At 72.2% G+C, this 16,157-nt stretch carries 12 protein-coding genes; 2 read left to right on the top strand and 10 right to left on the bottom strand.

Going from position 1 to position 16,157, the window contains the following annotated elements; translation table 11 throughout:
- Positions 1-34 precede the first annotated feature (34 nt).
- From fxsT to DT019_RS04065, 5 genes are all read right to left on the bottom strand, one after another.
- Positions 35-4,009: an FxSxx-COOH system tetratricopeptide repeat protein gene (fxsT, locus tag DT019_RS04045; RefSeq protein ID WP_114035172.1), complete on the bottom strand. Its 3,975-nt coding sequence runs from the start codon at positions 4,007-4,009 to the stop codon at positions 35-37.
- A complete protein-coding gene (locus tag DT019_RS04050) occupies positions 4,002-5,396 on the bottom strand; it encodes a TIR-like protein FxsC (protein WP_223279285.1) in 1,395 nt (464 codons plus the stop codon). The genes fxsT and DT019_RS04050 overlap by 8 nt, the downstream gene beginning before the upstream one ends.
- A 190-nt stretch (positions 5,397-5,586) precedes the next feature.
- Positions 5,587-8,010: an FxsB family cyclophane-forming radical SAM/SPASM peptide maturase gene (locus tag DT019_RS04055; RefSeq protein WP_114035174.1), complete on the bottom strand. Its 2,424-nt coding sequence runs from the start codon at positions 8,008-8,010 to the stop codon at positions 5,587-5,589.
- Between the two features lie 20 nt (positions 8,011-8,030).
- Positions 8,031-8,222, bottom strand: coding sequence for a hypothetical protein (locus DT019_RS39395; RefSeq protein ID WP_114035175.1), 192 nt, complete (start codon positions 8,220-8,222; stop codon positions 8,031-8,033).
- A gap of 505 nt (positions 8,223-8,727) precedes the next feature.
- Positions 8,728-9,300 (bottom strand): helix-turn-helix domain-containing protein, encoded by a 573-nt coding sequence (locus tag DT019_RS04065; protein WP_114035176.1) that lies wholly within the window; start codon positions 9,298-9,300, stop codon positions 8,728-8,730.
- A 140-nt stretch (positions 9,301-9,440) separates the two neighbouring features.
- On the opposite strand from DT019_RS04065, the gene DT019_RS04070 reads away from it, so the two are divergent.
- Positions 9,441-10,307, top strand: a complete 867-nt coding sequence (locus tag DT019_RS04070; protein WP_114035306.1) for a DMT family transporter — start codon at positions 9,441-9,443, stop codon at positions 10,305-10,307.
- Here DT019_RS04070 and DT019_RS04075 read toward each other — a convergent pair whose 3' ends face one another.
- On the bottom strand, positions 10,308-11,051 hold the full coding sequence (locus tag DT019_RS04075) for an acyltransferase (protein ID WP_114035177.1): 744 nt from the start codon (positions 11,049-11,051) through the stop codon (positions 10,308-10,310).
- Positions 11,052-11,110: 59 nt separating this feature from the next.
- Complete coding sequence (locus DT019_RS04080; protein WP_114035178.1) at positions 11,111-11,641, bottom strand: gamma carbonic anhydrase family protein; 531 nt, start codon at positions 11,639-11,641, stop codon at positions 11,111-11,113.
- A gap of 94 nt (positions 11,642-11,735) precedes the next feature.
- Here DT019_RS04080 and DT019_RS04085 point away from each other — a divergent pair, with 94 nt between their 5' ends.
- A complete protein-coding gene (locus DT019_RS04085; RefSeq protein WP_114035179.1) occupies positions 11,736-12,179 on the top strand; it encodes an SRPBCC family protein in 444 nt (147 codons plus the stop codon).
- A 51-nt stretch (positions 12,180-12,230) separates the two neighbouring features.
- On the opposite strand, the gene DT019_RS04090 is transcribed toward DT019_RS04085, so the two are convergent.
- From DT019_RS04090 to DT019_RS04100, 3 genes are all read right to left on the bottom strand, one after another.
- On the bottom strand, positions 12,231-12,884 hold the full coding sequence (locus DT019_RS04090; protein ID WP_114035180.1) for a DedA family protein: 654 nt from the start codon (positions 12,882-12,884) through the stop codon (positions 12,231-12,233).
- 75 nt (positions 12,885-12,959) lie between these two features.
- Positions 12,960-15,440, bottom strand: a complete 2,481-nt coding sequence (locus DT019_RS04095) for a beta-glucosidase family protein (protein WP_114035181.1) — start codon at positions 15,438-15,440, stop codon at positions 12,960-12,962.
- A 256-nt stretch (positions 15,441-15,696) separates the two neighbouring features.
- The gene (locus DT019_RS04100; protein WP_114035182.1) at positions 15,697-16,134 is read right to left on the bottom strand and encodes a DUF4442 domain-containing protein; all 438 of its coding nucleotides are present in this window, start codon (positions 16,132-16,134) and stop codon (positions 15,697-15,699) included.
- Positions 16,135-16,157: the final 23 nt, after the last annotated feature.

Genomic DNA, 16,157 nt, shown 5'->3' on the forward strand with positions numbered 1-16,157 from the left:
CCGGGCCCGTGGGCCCGAGCACGCCCCGCGTTCCTCACACCGGCTGCGGCTCCAGGTCCCGGTTGATCCGGCGCCAGGCGCGCGCCGCCTCGGCGATCGGATGGTCCACGCCCAGCTGCTTCGCGGCCGGTTCCAGGATGGAGGCCCGCAGCCGCTGGGCCTCCTCCTCGCGGCCGGCCGCCCGCAGCGTGATCGCCAGGTTGGAACGGCAGGCGAGCACATCGGGGTGCGTGGGCCCGAACCGCTCCAACAGGCCCTTGAGAGCGGTCCGTTCCCAGCGCTCGGCCAGGTCGGGGCGGCCCAGGTCGCCGTAGGCGTTGGCGAGGTTGATCGCCGCGCACAGCGTGAACGGGTGGCGCGCGCCCAGGACTTCCTCCAGGGCGGCCCGCACGTCCTCGCCGCCGCGCACCGCCTCCTCGGCCGCGCCCAGGCCGCGCTGGTAGATGTAGAGGTTGTTGCGGCAGGCCAGCGTGAAGGGGTGCTCCTCCCCCAGCGTGCTCTGGTATCCCTCCAGGGCCTGCAGCGCGAGGTCGAGTGCGGCCTGCTTGTCGCCGGTCGCCGAGAAGTCGGCGGCCAGGTTGAGGCAGCAGGCGAGCGCGTCGGGCGCCTTGGTCCCGTACCGGCCGCGGTAGCGGTTGTACGTCTCCTCCGTCAGCCGCTTCGCCTCGTGCGGGTGGCCCGCCTTGCGCAGGGACACCGCGAGGCTCTTGGCGGTGCGCAGCGCCTCGGGCACGTCCGCGTTGAGGACCCGCTCGAACGCCGACACCACCTCCCGCAGCACCTGCACCGAAGCCGCGTACTCGCCGCTCTCGCGCAGGTCGCGCGCCAGGTGGCCCTTGGTGGTGAGGGTGAAGGGGTGCTCGTCGCCGAGTAAGGCGCTGCGGCGCTCCACCGTCTCCTCGTCCAGCCTGCGGGCCGCCTCGCTGTCTCCGCTGAGCCGGTAGTCGATGGCGAGGTTGTTGGCCGCGATCAGGGTGCGCGGGTGGTTCTCGCCGAAGATCTGCCGCAGCCCCTGGAAGATCCGCAGGTCGCGGGTGAGGGCCTCGTCGAACCTGCCGAGCGCGCGCAGATCGGCGGCGAGGCTGCCGGTGGTGATGAGGATGCTGGGGTGGTCGTCGTTGGGGTGGTCCTTGTGCAGGACGCTGATCTGCCGGGCGAGGGTGTCCTCGTCCATCGCCCGGGCCTCCTGGTACTTGCCCTGGGCGCGCAGCGCGTTGGCGAGCTCGAAGCGGATGTTGAGGGTCTGCAGGTCGTTCTCGCCGAGCTCGCGGGTCCAGACCTTGTTGAGCTGGGTGCCGAGCACCCGGGCGCTCTCCAGCTCACCGCGCTTGAGCAGGTAGCGGATGCGGTCGACCATGAGCTGGCGGACCTTCTCCTCGTCGCAGTCGGCGATGCCGGAGGCGCTCAGGTGCGGCCAGATCAGCTCGAAACTGGGCCAGCTCTTGGGGTCGTTGACCGGGTTGTCGCGGTCGACGCCCTCGACCGGGCGCGCCTCGGCCAGGATGCGGTGCACCTCGTGCTTGGCGGTGTCGGCCTCCTCGTCGCTGAGGCCGGCCCGTACCGCGGCCTGCACGAGGCGGTGCACCTGGATGCTGCTGTCCGCCGGGTCGACCTTGGCCAGCGCGAACCGGTTCAGCGTCTGGATGACCTTGCCCAGCATGTACCGCTCGCGCAGGTCGGGGTCGTACGGCAGCAGGGACTCGAACATCGAGTCGCTGCCGATCAGGCGCATCGAGATCGGTTCCGCGGAGAAGAACGAGCAGAGCTCGAGCAGACGTACCGCCGCCTTGGACTCGTCGCGCAGGCGGCTGATGGAGATGTTCCAGGTCGCGCCGATCTGCTCGGAGTAGTCCTCGGGCTTGCCGAGGGAGAGGACCTTGGTGCTCTGCTCTTTTAGCTGTTCCACATAGGCGTCCACGGGGGTGGCCGTCTCGGCGAGCCAGGCGGCCGCGACCTCGACCGCCAGGGGCAGGTCGCCGACCGCGTCGGCGACCCGGTCGGCGTCGGCGGCGGGCAGTTTGGTGACCCGGCGGCACAGGTGCTCGACGCTCTCGGGGCGGGTGAAGACCTCCACCTCGATGGCCTCCACCTTCGTCGAGGCGGGCTTGTTGCGGCAGGTGGCGAGCACATGGCCGTAGGTCTCGCCGGGGATGGGCTCCATCTCCTCCGGGAGCAGCTTCAGCGCCCGGTCGAGGTCCTCGACGTTGTCGAAGATCAGCAGCCAGCGGGAGTACGGGGCGCCGCGCCGCAGCGCCTGCAGGGCGGCCGTGGCCGCCTCGGCCACCACGTCACCGGCCCTCAGGTCCATCTCGGCGGCGAGCTCCGCGAGCGAGGACACCACGCGGTCGGGCTGCTCGGCCTCGACCCACCACACCAGGTCGTAGTCGGCGCGGAAGCGGTGCGCGTACTCCCGGGCCACCTGCGTCTTGCCGACGCCACCGAGCCCGTACAGGACCTGCGGGAAGCGCTGGGCGGACCGGCTGTCGCCGCGCAGCTGGTCGCGCAGCCGCTCCAGGACGGAGGTGCGGCCGGTGAACCAGGCGTGCCGGGGGCGTACGTTCCAGATCTTGGGGACGCTGCCGGGATAGCGCGGACCGGCCGGCCCGGTCGCCAGCGCGGTGACCGCCTCGGCCCGGTCGAGCGCGTGCAGCACGGCGGCCCCCGCGTCGGTCTCGTCGAGGCGGACGAGGTCGATGACGCCGCGGCTGCTGAGCGGCGGGCTGAGCCGCACGTCGCCGACGCGGACCGGCAGGATCTGGCGTCGCCCGCCCGCGGCGTCGAGGCCGGCCCCGGTCTCCCAGAAGCTGCGGGCCCGCTCGGTGTTGAGGTAGGCCTGTGAGACCACGGGGATGACGCGGTATCCGGCGCCGGTGGTGAACTCGGCCTCCACGGTGGCCGCCCGGGGGGTGCGGACGTCGATCGGCACGACGTGGAAACCGGCCGTCGTCAGGACGTGCACCAGCCAGTCCGCCCACATCTGGTCCTCGGCGACATGGGTCAGGACCAGGTTCGACGGCGGCATGGGACGGCGCCGGGTGTAGGCGGCGACATGGGTGAGGCGGTCGGCCTCGTCCATGGGGGGCAGCGAGTTCACCAGGCCGCCGGTGAGGACGGAGGTGAGCCGTTCGCAGGCGCTGAGCATGGAGCTGCCCACGTTGGGCGCGTCGCCGAAGGTGGCCAGGATCTCCTCGTACGCGTAGAACGGGCGGTAGGGCACCTCCACCGTGCCCCAGTAGTTGCCCAGTTCCTCCGCGCTGAGGCCGCTGGGGAAGCCGGGGAAGCTCTCGCGGGCCAGCGCCCGTCCGGCGTCCGCCTTCTCCTTCTCGCCGTCGTCGATGCGCATCGGGACGGGCAGGATGCGGATGCGCCGCTCGTGGTAGCGCTCCTCGATGTCGCGGGCCACCGCCGAGGCCCCGTCGATGCTCTGGTCGCTCAAGGTGAAGCAGACGACGAGGACTTCGGGCATCTGGACGGTGCAGATGTCGGCGATGTCGCTGAGGCCGGTGCGGCTGTCGATCAGGGTGTAGTCGTAGTGGCGCTGCATGTCGTCGCGCATGGCGTCGAAGAACTGGCCGCCACCGAACCGCTCGTGGAAGTCGTCCCAGTCCATCTTGCCCACGATGGAGGGGTAGTCCCGGTTGCGGCGCCCGGCCGAGAGGAAGTCCAGGCTGCCGCCCTGCGGGAAGTTCCAGTTGAGGGAGGTGGCGTGGGGACGCACGCGCGCGTAGTCGCGGTGCCAGTCGGGGTCGCGGTCGGCGGGGCGGCGGGCCTCGTCCTGGTAGTCGGTGATCAGGTTGATCAGGCCGGGGGTCGCCTCCAGGTCGGCGAGGTCGAGGAAGGGGTGGAAGAACCGGTGCAGTCCCGGCGCCTCCAGGTCCCAGTCGACCGCCAGGACCCGGTATCCGTTGGCCGCCAGGATCCAGGCGCAGTTGGCCAGCGCCATGGTCCGTCCGGTGCCGCCCTTGTACGAATAGAACGTGACGACGGTCCCGTTGCGGTTCTCAGTCATCTGATGAGCCCTCCGCCTTATCCCCGTTGTTCTTGTCCTGGTCCGTGTCCTGGCCGTCCGTGGTCCCGTCGATCTCGTCCAGGTCGTCGTCCATGCCGTGCCCGCGGCCACTCGCGCCGCTGACGCCGTACCCGATGCCGCCCGGCAGCACCCGGGGCATCGGCCCGCCGCTGCCGGGCGGTGGATAGGTCGGCGCGTTGGCCTCGTAGTGTCTGACCGCCGCCTTCACGGCCGCGGGGATCGCCTTGCTGAAGGCTTCCAGGGTGGGAAGGCCCGCACTCGGTGTGCGGTGCCCGTCGGCCTCGTTGACCCGGGCGGCCAGCGCGGCCTCGGTCCGCTGCGACAACTCCTCGTGGTGCGCGCGGCTTTGGGGGTCGGCCTCGTTTCCCGGAACCATGACGCTGATCCACGGCCGGGGGGTGACGGACAGCTGGGCCACCAGGTCGCGGCGTTCCCGGGCGTCCAGGGCCCAGCGGTCGAGCAGCAGCAGTCCGGGCCCGGTGGGCGGCCCCGCGGCCAGCAGCCGCTGGGGCTCGGCCTCGAAATCGCTGAGGTGCACGGTGTAGCTCAGTTTGCGTACGACGTCGGCCGTGTGATCGGCGAGCGGTCTGGAGGAAGCCGCGTGGTACGGGTTCCAGTCGAGGGACTCGGACCCGTAGTAGTTCGGGCTGCGTCCGGTGGGGAGGCTGGATCGGGAGCAGGCGAGGACGGAGACCTCCATCTCGCGGGCGGGCCCACCGGTGGGACCGAAGGCGGGCGGCACCTTGGCATAGTCCTGGTACGGGTCGCCGGGCTCCAGCTGGGTCTGCTGGGCCACGCTCACGATGCGCTTGGCCAGCCGGTAGACGGCCCGTTCGTACTGGTCCCGCAGGTAGTTGAGCTTGATGAGCCCGTAGAAGCCCTCGTCGGCGTACTCGTCGCCGAAGGTGGCGTGGTTGAACTGGAGCCGCTCGGCGGGCTGCGGCAGCTGCCGGGCGGGGACGGGCACCCACAGCGCGGGCACGATTCCCATCACCGGGCCGCTGTTGTTCATGCCGGGGGGCGGCCGGTGGACGGCCCGGCTGGAGAAGGCGAACCACTCCCGGCCGCACTGCTCACTGAGGAAATAACGCGGCGAGTAAAGCGGAACGAACACCTTGCAGAACGCCAGGGCCTCCGAAAGGCGTTCCTGCCAGCCCTCGCCGGGCTGCATCTGCTGGTCCATGAAGCCGGCGCTGCCGGCCGGAAGGGGCGTCAGCTGCATCACATGGGCGCAGAGGTCCCGGAAGAAACGCTGGACCCACAGGTTCGGGTCCTTGTCCTTGGGGTCGCTCTTCGGCGTGTGCGCGTAGCTGAGGAAGAAGTATGGCTTCTGCTCGTCTCCCCCGGCCCCCACTGATCCCTGCACCACTGTCTCCCCCGGTCCAAGTGGATGGGACCTCAGTGTAGGAACGGAGGATTCTCCGGCGGAACAGAACGAACAAACCCATTGGCTGATCCACTCAGGGAGTTTCGATCAGATCATGACCGAAATCGTGCGGCACCCGTCGAGTGGATCAATCAATGAGGGGGAGAATTCGCTCAATTCGCAGGGGAATTCACTCGGCGCGGCCTTCGACGCGGGCTTTCCAGGCCGTCCGATGACGCCGGGCGGAGCCGACCGCGGCGGTGAGAGCGGCCCCGGAGACGGGCTCGTCGAGCCAGCCGCACACCGTCTCGCCCATCCTGCCGACGAAGCGTTGCCCCAGGTCGGTGAGGGATCCCGAGCCGAGCAGCTCCTCGACGGCCTCCGCCGTCTGCTGCCGCCAGCGGGCGAACTCCGCCTCGGCCGCGCTCCGTTGAGCGGCGTCGTCCGCCGTCGTGCGGCGCACCCGCCAGAAGTCGGTCACCGCGATGTGGGCGTACGTGCCCTGCAGCAGCCCGCCGATCGGCCGCGGATCGTCGCGCCAGGGGGCGTAGTAGAGGTTGCGGTCGGTCTTGTCGTACAGGTCGACGGCGTCGAGGACCGCCGCGAGCTTCACGTGCTGGAACTCGTGGACGATCAGCAGGGCGAGCCGGTCGGGCGAGGCGGGCCGCGCCACGCCGATCGCGCCCCACGCCTCCTTGCACGCGGCGCTGACGTTGCTGCCGTGCGGCGCGTGCAGGGGGGTGATCAGACCCAGTCCTGCGGCCACGCCGTCGGCGTAGGCGGGCAGTTCGCGCCGGATCAGGGACCAGGCGCCGGTGAGGTCCTCGGCCCACAGCTTGGCCTCGTCGGCCGCGAGCCGCTCGGCCACGGGCCATTTGTGGCGGTCCCTGAGCGGGTCGGTGTCCTCGATGGCCACGCTCCACCCCTCGCCCTCGAAGAGGCGTACCGGGTGCCAGTGCGGGGTGGGCCCGTCGAGCCCCTCGTGCCAGCCGATGTCGAGCCGCCGGTTGCCCGCGCGCACCGTGAATCCGTCGGCGCCGCCGGTCACTTCGGCGTGCTCGGCCCCGGCGCCGAGCCGGACGCTGCCGAGCCCGGGCAGGCGCAGGACTCCGTCGCGCAGCGGCACCGTGACGCTCCGCTCCAGCCGGGCCCGCAGTGCCGTGGCGGCCGCGATCTCGGCGAGCCCGGCCGCGGGAGCCGCCCGCCCTTCGAGCACGCCGAGCGCCCAGGGCCGGGTGTAGGGGTGGGCGAGGACGGCGTCGAGCTCGGCGGGGGCCTCGGCGTCCAGGTGGGTCACGAGCTCCCAGGCCGCCGCGCCGTCGCGGTCGGAGAGCGCGACGCACTCGCTGACGGCGGCGAGGAGTTCCTGGTTGATGTCCAGCTGGGCGGCGGCCAGCCGCGTGACGGTCCCGGCCCCGCCGAAGCCTGCGGCGAGCGCCTCCAAGTCGTCCTGTTCCACGGGAAGTTGCGCGGGCGTGGGCATAGGCGCGGACACGGCCGCCTCCCGGTCTCGGATGGTGGTGACCAGCGCCAGCAGGTCGGGGCAGAACACGGAGGGGTTGTCGAACGCGTTGCCGCTGCGGTAGCGGTGGGCATAGAGGCCGCCCCCGCAGGACTGCACGACCGGGCAGCTTCGGCACTGGGCGCACAGTTGCTCGGCGCCCTGCTGGCGGGCGAGCATGCCGGGGTGCTGGAGGACGTCGTCGAGCGAGTGCGTGAAGACGTCCATGCCCGTGGCCGGGGCGCCGTCGTACGACGTCTTGAGGCTGTCGGCCTGCTCGAAGGTGCCGTCGGTCTCGATCACCACGAGGTCGGCCGGAGCGAGCCCGAGCGATTCGGTGAGGCTGGCCTCGCCGCGCAGGGTGCGCAGCACGGAGTCGAAGATGCGGACCGGCACCGGGCGCCCGGCCGCGTCCCAGCGCCGGTAGATCGCGTCGAGCCAGTCGGCGTAGGGCGTGGCCGCGCCGCCGGGGCGCGGCGGCGGTGTGTCCCAAGTGGCGTGCGGGAGAAGGAAGTCGATGCGGGGCGGTGCGAGCGCGACCAGCGCGTCGTAGACCGCGAGCGGATCGTTCTCCACGTCGATGGTGCAGAGCAGTCCGGCGAACAGGGGTCGGTAGCGGGGGCGGTTGAGCAGTTCCACCGCGCGGATGACCTTGGCGTGGCTGCTGCGGCCGTCGGCGTAGCGGCGGTGGCGGTCGTTGGAGACCTTGTCGCCGTCGAGGGAGACCCCGACCTTGATGCCGAGTTCGAGGAAGAGCTCGCAGAACTCCTCGTCGAGCAGCACCCCGTTGGTGTGCATGCGCAGATCGAGGGCACTCACGTGGCGCAGGGCCCGCTGGAGTTCCTCGGCGGCCCGCCGCAGCCGGCCGGGCCCGGCGAGCAGGGGCTCGCCGCCGTGCAGGACGACGTGGACCGTGGGGAGCCGGTGGCGCCGGGCGTGCTCGGCGATCCGGTCCGCCACCTGGGCGAGGATCTCCTCGGAGACGGCCCTGGGCCGCCCGCGCCAGCTGGTGTCCGCGTGTTCGTAGACGTAACAGTGATCGCAGGCCAGGTCGCAGCGGCTGTGAACCTTCAGCACGAACTGCGACAGCGCCGGCGGAGTCGGCCGGTCCATGGGTGGGGTCGTTCCGCCCGTCAGAGCGCCGACTGGAAGGCGGACGTACCGGGAACACCGGGGGCCCTGCCCGCCGCCGTCACCCTGATCAGGCTCGCCGGAGCCTTCCCGGCGCTCTGCGCCGCCGCCCGCTGCACGAGCGGCATCCGCCTGCTGGCCGGCCTGTGGGGGGCGGGGCCGGGCCGTTCGGCCGCCGAGACGAGAGCTTCCACGAGAGCGCCTTTCGGATCGGAGCGCCGTTTGCGCAGCAGGGGCTTCCTGGATCACTGCGTAAGAACACGGCTCAAGAACATTGCATGGGCATTTCGTTCGTCGTGCAATTCGGGCCGCACACCCTGCCCATGTGCGCTCATGCGCCACGAGCGACCGGTCCGACCACTGCCGCCTCCCCCGGGACACCACAACTGCGCTGGCCCGTGCCCGGGTTCGGCGATGGCACAGAAACCACTCGCACGAGTGGTTTCGTCCGAGATGAACTCCGCCGCCCTCGCCCTCGCAGACGGGAGAGCGACATGAGTCAGCCTCCACCCGACTCGGCCCCGATGACCAGATACTGGGCCAAAATCGTCCCGAACGCGCCGATGGCCGATCACGGTGCGCGCCCCGGGGGCGCGATCTGGCTCACGGTCGGACGCGGACACCGCACCCCTCCCCCTGGTACGGGCGCGCGTGTCACTACCACGCTAACAGGCCCTGAACGAGAGGCGGTTGAGCGTCTCAGCGTTCGAACGGCACCGAGATGGCCATGGTCATGACGACCGGCTCATCTCCCTCATTGCGGTACGTGTGCGCCGCGTTGGCCTCGAACGATGCCGAGTGGCCCGCGGGGACGAGGTGGTCGACGCCGTCCACGCCGAGGGTGAGCGTGCCCCGCGTCACATGGATCAGCTCGACCGTGCCCGCGGGATGCGGGTCCGAGCCGCTGGCGTCACCCGGCACCAGATGCCAGTGCCACATCTCCAGCGGGCCGGGCGCCTCGGTCCCGGCGAGCAGCGTGCTGTAGCTCCCCTGCTCGGTGGACCACAGCCGCACGGCCTGGTCGGGCGGGACGATGCGCACTTTGGGCCCGCTCTCGTAGTCGAGCAGGGTGGTGACGCTCACGCCGAGCGCGTCACCGATCTTCACCACCGTGCCCACGCTGGGGTTCGTCCGGGCCTGCTCGATCTGGATGAGCATGCCGCGGCTGACTCCGGCGCGGGCCGCGAGCGCTTCCAGGGTGAAGCCGCGCTCGGTGCGCCAGCGCTTGACGTTGCGGGCCAGTGACTGGGTCAGCAGTTCGAGGTCCGACACATTCCGTCCATGAGGTGGGCCCCACAAGGGGCCGTCCAATATTTTCGATGACAGGGTCCAGTTCATTGCACTATCGTGGAGTGCACCCCACTGTTCTTCCGCGTCACCCGCACTGTACTGCGAGGCCCTCCATGCCAGCACTGCCAGCACTGTTCGCCCTGGCCACCAGCCTCCTGTGGGGGCTGGCCGACTTCGGCGGCGGGCTGCTCACCCGGCGCATGCCCGCCCTGACGGTGGTGGTCGCCTCGCAGACCGTCGCCGTGGTGGTCCTCGGCGCGGTCGTCGCCGCCACCGGCGGGTGGCACGAGGCGGGGCCGCAGCTCTGGTTCGCGGTCGCGGCGGGGGCCGTGGGCCCGGTCGCCATGCTCAGCTTCTACAAGGCCCTCGCGCTCGGCCCCATGGGCGTCGTCTCGCCGCTGGGCTCCCTCGGCGTCGCGGTGCCGGTCGGCGTCGGGCTCGTCCTCGGCGAACGGCCCGGCGTCCTCCAGTTCGCCGGGATCGCCGTGGCCGTGGTGGGCATCCTGCTGGCGGGCGGCCCCGAGTTCCGCGGCGCCGCGGTGCGGCGCCAGGCCATCCTGCTCACCCTGCTCGCCGCCGTCGGCTTCGGCGCGGTGATGGCGCTGATCTCCGAGGCGTCCACGACCGTGACCGGGCTCTTCCTGGCGCTCTTCGTGCAGCGCGTCACCAACGTCGCCGTCGGCGGCAGCGCCCTTTTCGTCTCGGTGCGGCGCGGCGCCCGCGCGCTGCCCGAGGACGGCGGGCCGCGCCTGGTGTGGCTCTCGCTGCCCGCGCTCGCCTTCGTGGGCCTCGCCGACGTGGCCGCCAACGGGACGTACTCGATCGCCGCCCAGCAGGGCCCGGTCACCATCGCGGCGGTGCTCGCCTCGCTCTACCCGGTGGTCACCGCGCTGGCCGCGCGCGGGGTCCTCAAGGAGCGGCTGCGCGCGGTGCAGGCGGCCGGCGCGGGTCTCGCGCTGGTCGGCACCGTGCTGCTCGCGACCGGCTGATCAGGCCTCCTCGGGGCTCAACTCCGCGAGGGCGAGGAGCTGTTCGGGCGTGACGCCCGCCGGGATGGGCACCGGGGCGGGCGTGCGCAGCGGCGGCTGCCAGCCGTTCTGCTCGTCCCAGGTGCGCACGATCCGCGCGGGCGCCCCGGCCACCACCGCGTGGTCGGGCACCTCACCGCGGACGACCGCGCCCGCCGCCACGACCACGTTGCGGCCGAGTCGGGCGCCCGGCAGCACCACGGCGCCCGTGCCGAGCCAGCACCCGGGGCCGATCTCGACCGGCTCCATGCGCGGCCACTGCTTGCCCACGGGCTGGTGCGGATCGTCGTAGCTGTGATTGGTCGAGGTGATGTAGACGTACGGGCCGCAGTACGTGTCCGAGCCGATGGTGACCGTCGTGTCGGCGATGACATGGCTGCCCCGCCCGAGCACGACGCCGTTGCCCAGGGTCAGGATCGGCTCGGCGCCCAGGTCGAGCCCGGGCATCATCCCCGCCGTGAGCGTGACCTGTTCGGCGATGATGCAGTGGTCGCCCAGCTCGATCCACGGCTCGCCGAAGACCGTGCCCTGGGGGAAGGCGAGGCGGGTGCCGGCGCCGATCCGGCGGAACCGGAGCCTGCCCGGGTGTTCGGCCGTGACCGCCCCGGCCTCCTTGATCCAGCCCCAACCGCCGTGGACCGCGCGGGAGGCGATGCGGCGCCGCCAGGCGGTCAGCGATGAGAACGTGTTTCTGTTCTTGGGCACCCGCTCACGGTACTCATCGCCGCCCGCGCCGATCAGGGCCGACGCCTGTGATCTTCCGCTCAGCCGCCGTGCGCCTTGCGGTGGTCCTCGGCCAGGCCCAGGTACATCAGGGCGTTGACCTTGATCCCCTCGCGTTCCTCGTCGCTCAGCTCGCGCCGCACCTTGGCCGGTACGCCCGCGACCAGGGAGCCGGGCGGCACGACCATGCCCTGCGGCACCAGCGCGTGCGCCGCGATCAGCGAACCGGCGCCGATCCGGGCACCGTTGAGGACGGTGGCCCCCATGCCGATCAGCACGTCGTCCTCGACGGTGCAGCCGTGCAGCACCGCGTTGTGCCCGACGGTGACCCGCTCGCCGACGGTGACCGGGAAGCCCGGGTCGACGTGCACCGTGCAGTTGTCCTGGATGTTGCTCTCGGCGCCGATCACGATCGGCCCGCAGTCGGCCCGCAGTACCGCGTGGTACCAGACGCTCGCGCCCGCGGCCAGCGTGACCTCGCCGAGCACCACGGAGGTGGGTGCCGTGAATGCGGTCGGGGCGATCTCGGGGGCCTTGCCGCCCACTGCCACGACCAACGCCTGCTCTGCCATGCGCCACTCCTCGTACGGGTTCCATCGCGCCGGGTGTCACGCTAAGCGACCGGGCCGCGGCCCGCGCGGTCGGGGGGCCGCTTACGATCGCGCGATGGCACTCTTCCGGATCGACCGCCGCACTCCGCTCGCCCCCGCCGAGGCGTGGCGCCGGCTCACCGACTGGGAACGGCACGGCGACGGCGTCCCGTTGACCCGGGTCACCGTGCGCACCCCGGCGCCGGTCGACGTCGGCACCGTGTTCGTCGCCCGCACCGGGCTCGGCCCGCTGGGGTTCGACGACCCGATGGAGATCGTGCGCTGGGAGCCGCCCACCGGGGAGCGGCCGGGCCGGTGCCGCCTGGAGAAACTCGGGCGGGCCGTCACCGGCTGGGCCGAGATCGAGGTCGGCGCGGCCGGTTCGGGGGCGTACCTGGTGTGGCGTGAGGACCTGCGGGTGCGCGGACTGCCGCGCGCGCTCGACGCGTTGACGGCGAGGGCGGGGCGGGTGGTGTTCGGCCGGGCCCTGAACGTTCTGCTGCGCGACCGCACACCCTGAGGGCTCGGCCGGGCGCCCTTGACGGGACGGAGCTGCCCCGGGCGGAGGCGATCAGTCTGCGGCGGGCACGTTCTCCTTGGCGGCGTTCGCCTCCGCCTCGGCCATCGACTTCTTCGCGCGGTTCTTGACGATCAGCATCGAGACGACGCCGATGAGCAGGGCGGCCACCAGGCCCAGGTAGGAGAAGTTCTTCAGCCAGGACTCGGCGACGATGCCGAGGTAGTAGATGACGGCGGTCGTGCCGCCCGCCCAGCAGATGCCGCCCAGCACGTTGGCGATGAGGAACTTCCAGTACGGCATGTGCAGGACGCCCGCGAGCGGGCCCGCGAAGATGCGGAGCAGGGCGATGAAGCGGCCGAAGAAGACAGCCCACATGCCCCACTTCTGGAAGGACCGTTCCGCCATGGCCACATGGCCCTCGCTGAAGTGCTTGGGGAACTTGCGGCCGAGCCAGGCGAGGAGCGGCCTGCCGCCCTTGCGGCCGATGGCGTAGCCGATCGAGTCGCCCACCACCGCACCGGCCGTGGCGCAGGCGCCGAGCACCACCGGGTTGATGTGGCCCTGCTGGGAAGCGAGCAGGGCCGAACTGACCAGGACGATCTCGCCGGGCAGCGGGATGCCGAGGCTCTCGACCCCGATGACCAGCGCCACCAGGAGATAGACGCTGACGGCGGGGATGTGCTCCAGCCACTCCTGGATGTGCAACGCCGCTTCCTCCCGCTCGCACCGGGCCCAAGCCCGGAGTGCGCCCCCCTGGCGCACGCCGGGAAGCCTACCCGGTCAGGCCCGGTCGCCCGCGGGGCGCGGTGGGACCAGGCCATGCCCGACGAGGCGGGGCTCGCGCGCCGAGACGCCGACGCTCACCTCGCGCGTTCCGGTGCCGAGGACCCAGCGGTGCCGGCCGGGGTCCCACGAGGAGAGGGAGCGGGCGGAGATCCGTACGCTCACGTGCCGCGCGCGGCCGGGCCCCAACTCCAGGCGGCGGTAGCCGGCCAGCGCGCGGCGCGCCTGGTCGAGGCGGAGGTCGGGTGAGGGGCCGAGGTAGACCTGGGCCACCGTGGTGCCGGTGCGGCGGCCCGTGTTGCGGACGGTGAAGCCCACCGCGAGCCCGTCGCCGTCGGGCCGGACGCTCAGGCCCGTGTACGCGAAGGACGTGTAGGACAGGCCGTGGCCGAAGGGGAAGAGGGGGTTCACGTCCTCGGCGTCGTACCAGCGGTAGCCGACGTGGATGCCCTCGGAGCACTCCTCGGTGCCGTTCACGCCGGGGTAGCGGCGCGGGTTCCCGGCCATCGGGTGCCGGTCGTCGGAGACGGGGAAGGTCTGGGTGAGCCGGCCGCCGGGGTCGCAGTCCCCGAACAGGACGGCGGCGGTGGCCTCGGCACCCTCCTGGCCCGGGTAGTACATCTGCAGTACGGCGCCGACGCGGTCCAGCCACGGCATGGTGGTGCACGAGGAGGTGTTGAGCACCACCGTGGTGCGGGAGTTGGCGGCGGCCACCGCCTCGATGAGCTCGTTCTGGTGGCCGGGCAGCGCGAGGCCGGTGCGGTCGGCGCCCTCGGTGGCGTCCTCGTACGCGAACAGCACGACGCTCCGGGCCGCGCGGGCGGCGCGTACGGCCTCGGCGACGTCGGCGGCGCGGGCGGCTCCGGTGGTGCGGCGCAGCCGGAAGAGCTGGCCCTTGTCTCGGCCCTTCGCGGTGACGGCGAGCCGGTGCGTCCCGGCGGACAGGCGCAGCGTGGCGCGCCGGACGGTGAGCCCGTCGGGGGCGGCGCCGACGAGTCCCCCGGCGAAGAACTCGCCGAGGCCGGGGGCGGGCGGGAAGAGTTCGGCGCCGTCGAGGCGCACCTTGGGCCGGTCGCCGGAGTAGTGGACGCAGAAGGTCCACTCGTCGGCTTCGGTCACGGTGAGCGTGCCGTCGTAGGTCCAGGTGGCGCGGGGTGCGACGGGCTGCCCCTCGAAGTCGGCGCCGGGGGAGGTCCCGGGGAGGGGTTTGCCGAACAGGTCCTCGCCGAGCGCGTAGTCGACCCGGGCGTCGTCGCCGGCCCGGGCCCTCAGAGCGTCGAGCGGGCTGTCCGCGTGGACGGGCACGACGTGGGCGCTGCCGCCGCCGCTGACGAACGGGAGGGCTCCGGTGGGCCCGATCACCGCGATGGCGCGCGCGGCGCGACCGGTGAGGGGGAGGGTGGCGTGCCGGTTGTGGAGCAGGGTGGCCCCCGCCTTGGCGACGTCGAGCGCGAGGCGCGCCCCGGCCCGCGGGTCGCGGTCGGGCCGGGCGGGAGCGCTCCCGTCGAGCAGCCCGAAGCGGTCCATGACGGACAGGATCCGGCGCACCGAACGGTCGACGAACTCCTCCGGGACGCTGCCGTCGAGCACGGCCCGCCGCAGGGCGTCGGCGAAATAGTTTCCGCTCGGCATCTCCATGTCGAGCCCGGCGGTGAGGGCCGCGACGGTGCTGTGGGCCGCGAACCAGTCGGTCATCACCCAGCCCTCGAAGCCCCAGTCACCGCGCAGGATGTCGCCGAGAATTGGCTTGTTCTCGCAGGCGAAGACCCCGTTGACCTTGTTGTAGGCCCCCATCACGGCGCCCGTTCCGGCGGCGACGGCCGCTTCGAAGCCGCGGAGTTCGAGCTCGCGCAGGGCCTGTTCGGCGATCCGCACGTCGATCGTCATGCGGTCCTTCTCCTGGTTGTTCAGGGCGAGGTGCTTGACGGTGGCGATGAGCCCCTGGCTCTGGATGCCGCGGATCTCCTCGGCCACCAGGTCGGCGCCGAGCAGCGGGTCCTCGGAGAAGGTCTCGAAGTTGCGTCCGGCGTACGGGGTCCTGATCAGGTTGACCATGGGCGACAGGAGGACGTCCTGGCCGAGTGCGCGGCCCTCGCGGCCGATCACCTCACCGTACGCGCGGGCCAGCGCGGGGTCGAAGGCGGAGGCGAGCAGCACGGGGGCGGGCAGGGCGGTCGCGTGCGCGGTGACCCGGACACCGGCCGGTCCGTCGGCGAGTCTGAGCGGGGGGATCCCCAGGCGCGGCACCCCGGGGACGTAACCGGCCTGGCCGAGGCCGCGGGGATCGTCGGCGCCGTGCAGCAGGCCGATCTTCTCGTCCAGCGTGAGACGGGCGAGCAGGGCTTCCACCCGGCGCGGGACCGGGGCCGAGGGAAGGGCGCGGGCGGGTGCGGCCAGGGTCCCGGTCGCGGCCGCCGCGACCATGGCGGCGCCGCCGAGCAGACGCAGGGCTGACCTTCGGGACACGGTCTCGGACATGGACCGACACTCCTTTGTGTGCGGGCACGACGTGGTGGACCGCGGCACAGCAGGCGGCGGGCCGGCGTTCGACCTGTGAACGCACTATGCGTCACGACCGAGTTGACAACCCGTCAGGCGCCACGAGGCGCCGGGAAACGTAGGACCGTCCGGTGGAAGAGTCAAGGAAAGGGGCAGGGCAGCTGTCGGGACATGGAGAAGGCGCCCCGGCCGTTGCCGGAGCGCCTTCGGGTTCCGTAGCCCGCGCTGGTGGCGGTCAGGAGTGGGGACGCAGGGTCCACACCACGGTCATCTCGCCCGTCACCGCGCCGTCCGCGCGCTGGATCTCGATGAACACCGGGAACTCGGGGCGCTGCCCCGCGTCGAGCTCGGCCACGACGTCGGCGATCGGGCGGCCCAGGGTCGCGGTCGCGGTGACGACGCCCATGGCGAGCTTCTTGTAGCCGATCTCGGCCTTCACGGCGAGCGGCACGGCGCGGTTCATCTGGTCGCCGAAGGCGGCGATGACGATGGCGCCACTGGCGGACTCGGCGAGCGTGAACATCGCGCCGGCGTGCGGACCGCCCACGTGGTTGTGGTACGCGGCCTGGTCCGGCAGCCGCACCACGGCCCGCTCGGGGGTGGTCTCCAGGAATTCGAGGTCGAGGGTGCGGGCCATGGGGACGGTCGCGGTGAGCATCTCGCCCACGGTCATCTGATCAGCGCTCATGACGTGAT

Source organism: Streptomyces sp. SDr-06 (assembly GCF_003324565.1).
In the GTDB taxonomy this organism is placed as follows: Bacteria; Actinomycetota; Actinomycetes; order Streptomycetales; family Streptomycetaceae; genus Streptomyces.

Excerpts from the sequence above, each read along its gene's own strand:
- fxsT (WP_114035172.1), bottom strand. The coding sequence starts at position 4,009 with ATGACTGAGAACCGCAACGGGACCGTCGTCACGTTCTATTCGTACAAG.
- DT019_RS04055 (WP_114035174.1), bottom strand. The coding sequence starts at position 8,010 with ATGGACCGGCCGACTCCGCCGGCGCTGTCGCAGTTCGTGCTGAAGGTT.
- DT019_RS04080 (WP_114035178.1), bottom strand. The coding sequence starts at position 11,641 with ATGGCAGAGCAGGCGTTGGTCGTGGCAGTGGGCGGCAAGGCCCCCGAG.
- DT019_RS04085 (WP_114035179.1), top strand. The coding sequence starts at position 11,736 with ATGGCACTCTTCCGGATCGACCGCCGCACTCCGCTCGCCCCCGCCGAG.
- DT019_RS04095 (WP_114035181.1), bottom strand. The coding sequence starts at position 15,440 with ATGTCCGAGACCGTGTCCCGAAGGTCAGCCCTGCGTCTGCTCGGCGGC.
- DT019_RS04100 (WP_114035182.1), bottom strand. The coding sequence starts at position 16,134 with ATGACCGTGGGCGAGATGCTCACCGCGACCGTCCCCATGGCCCGCACC.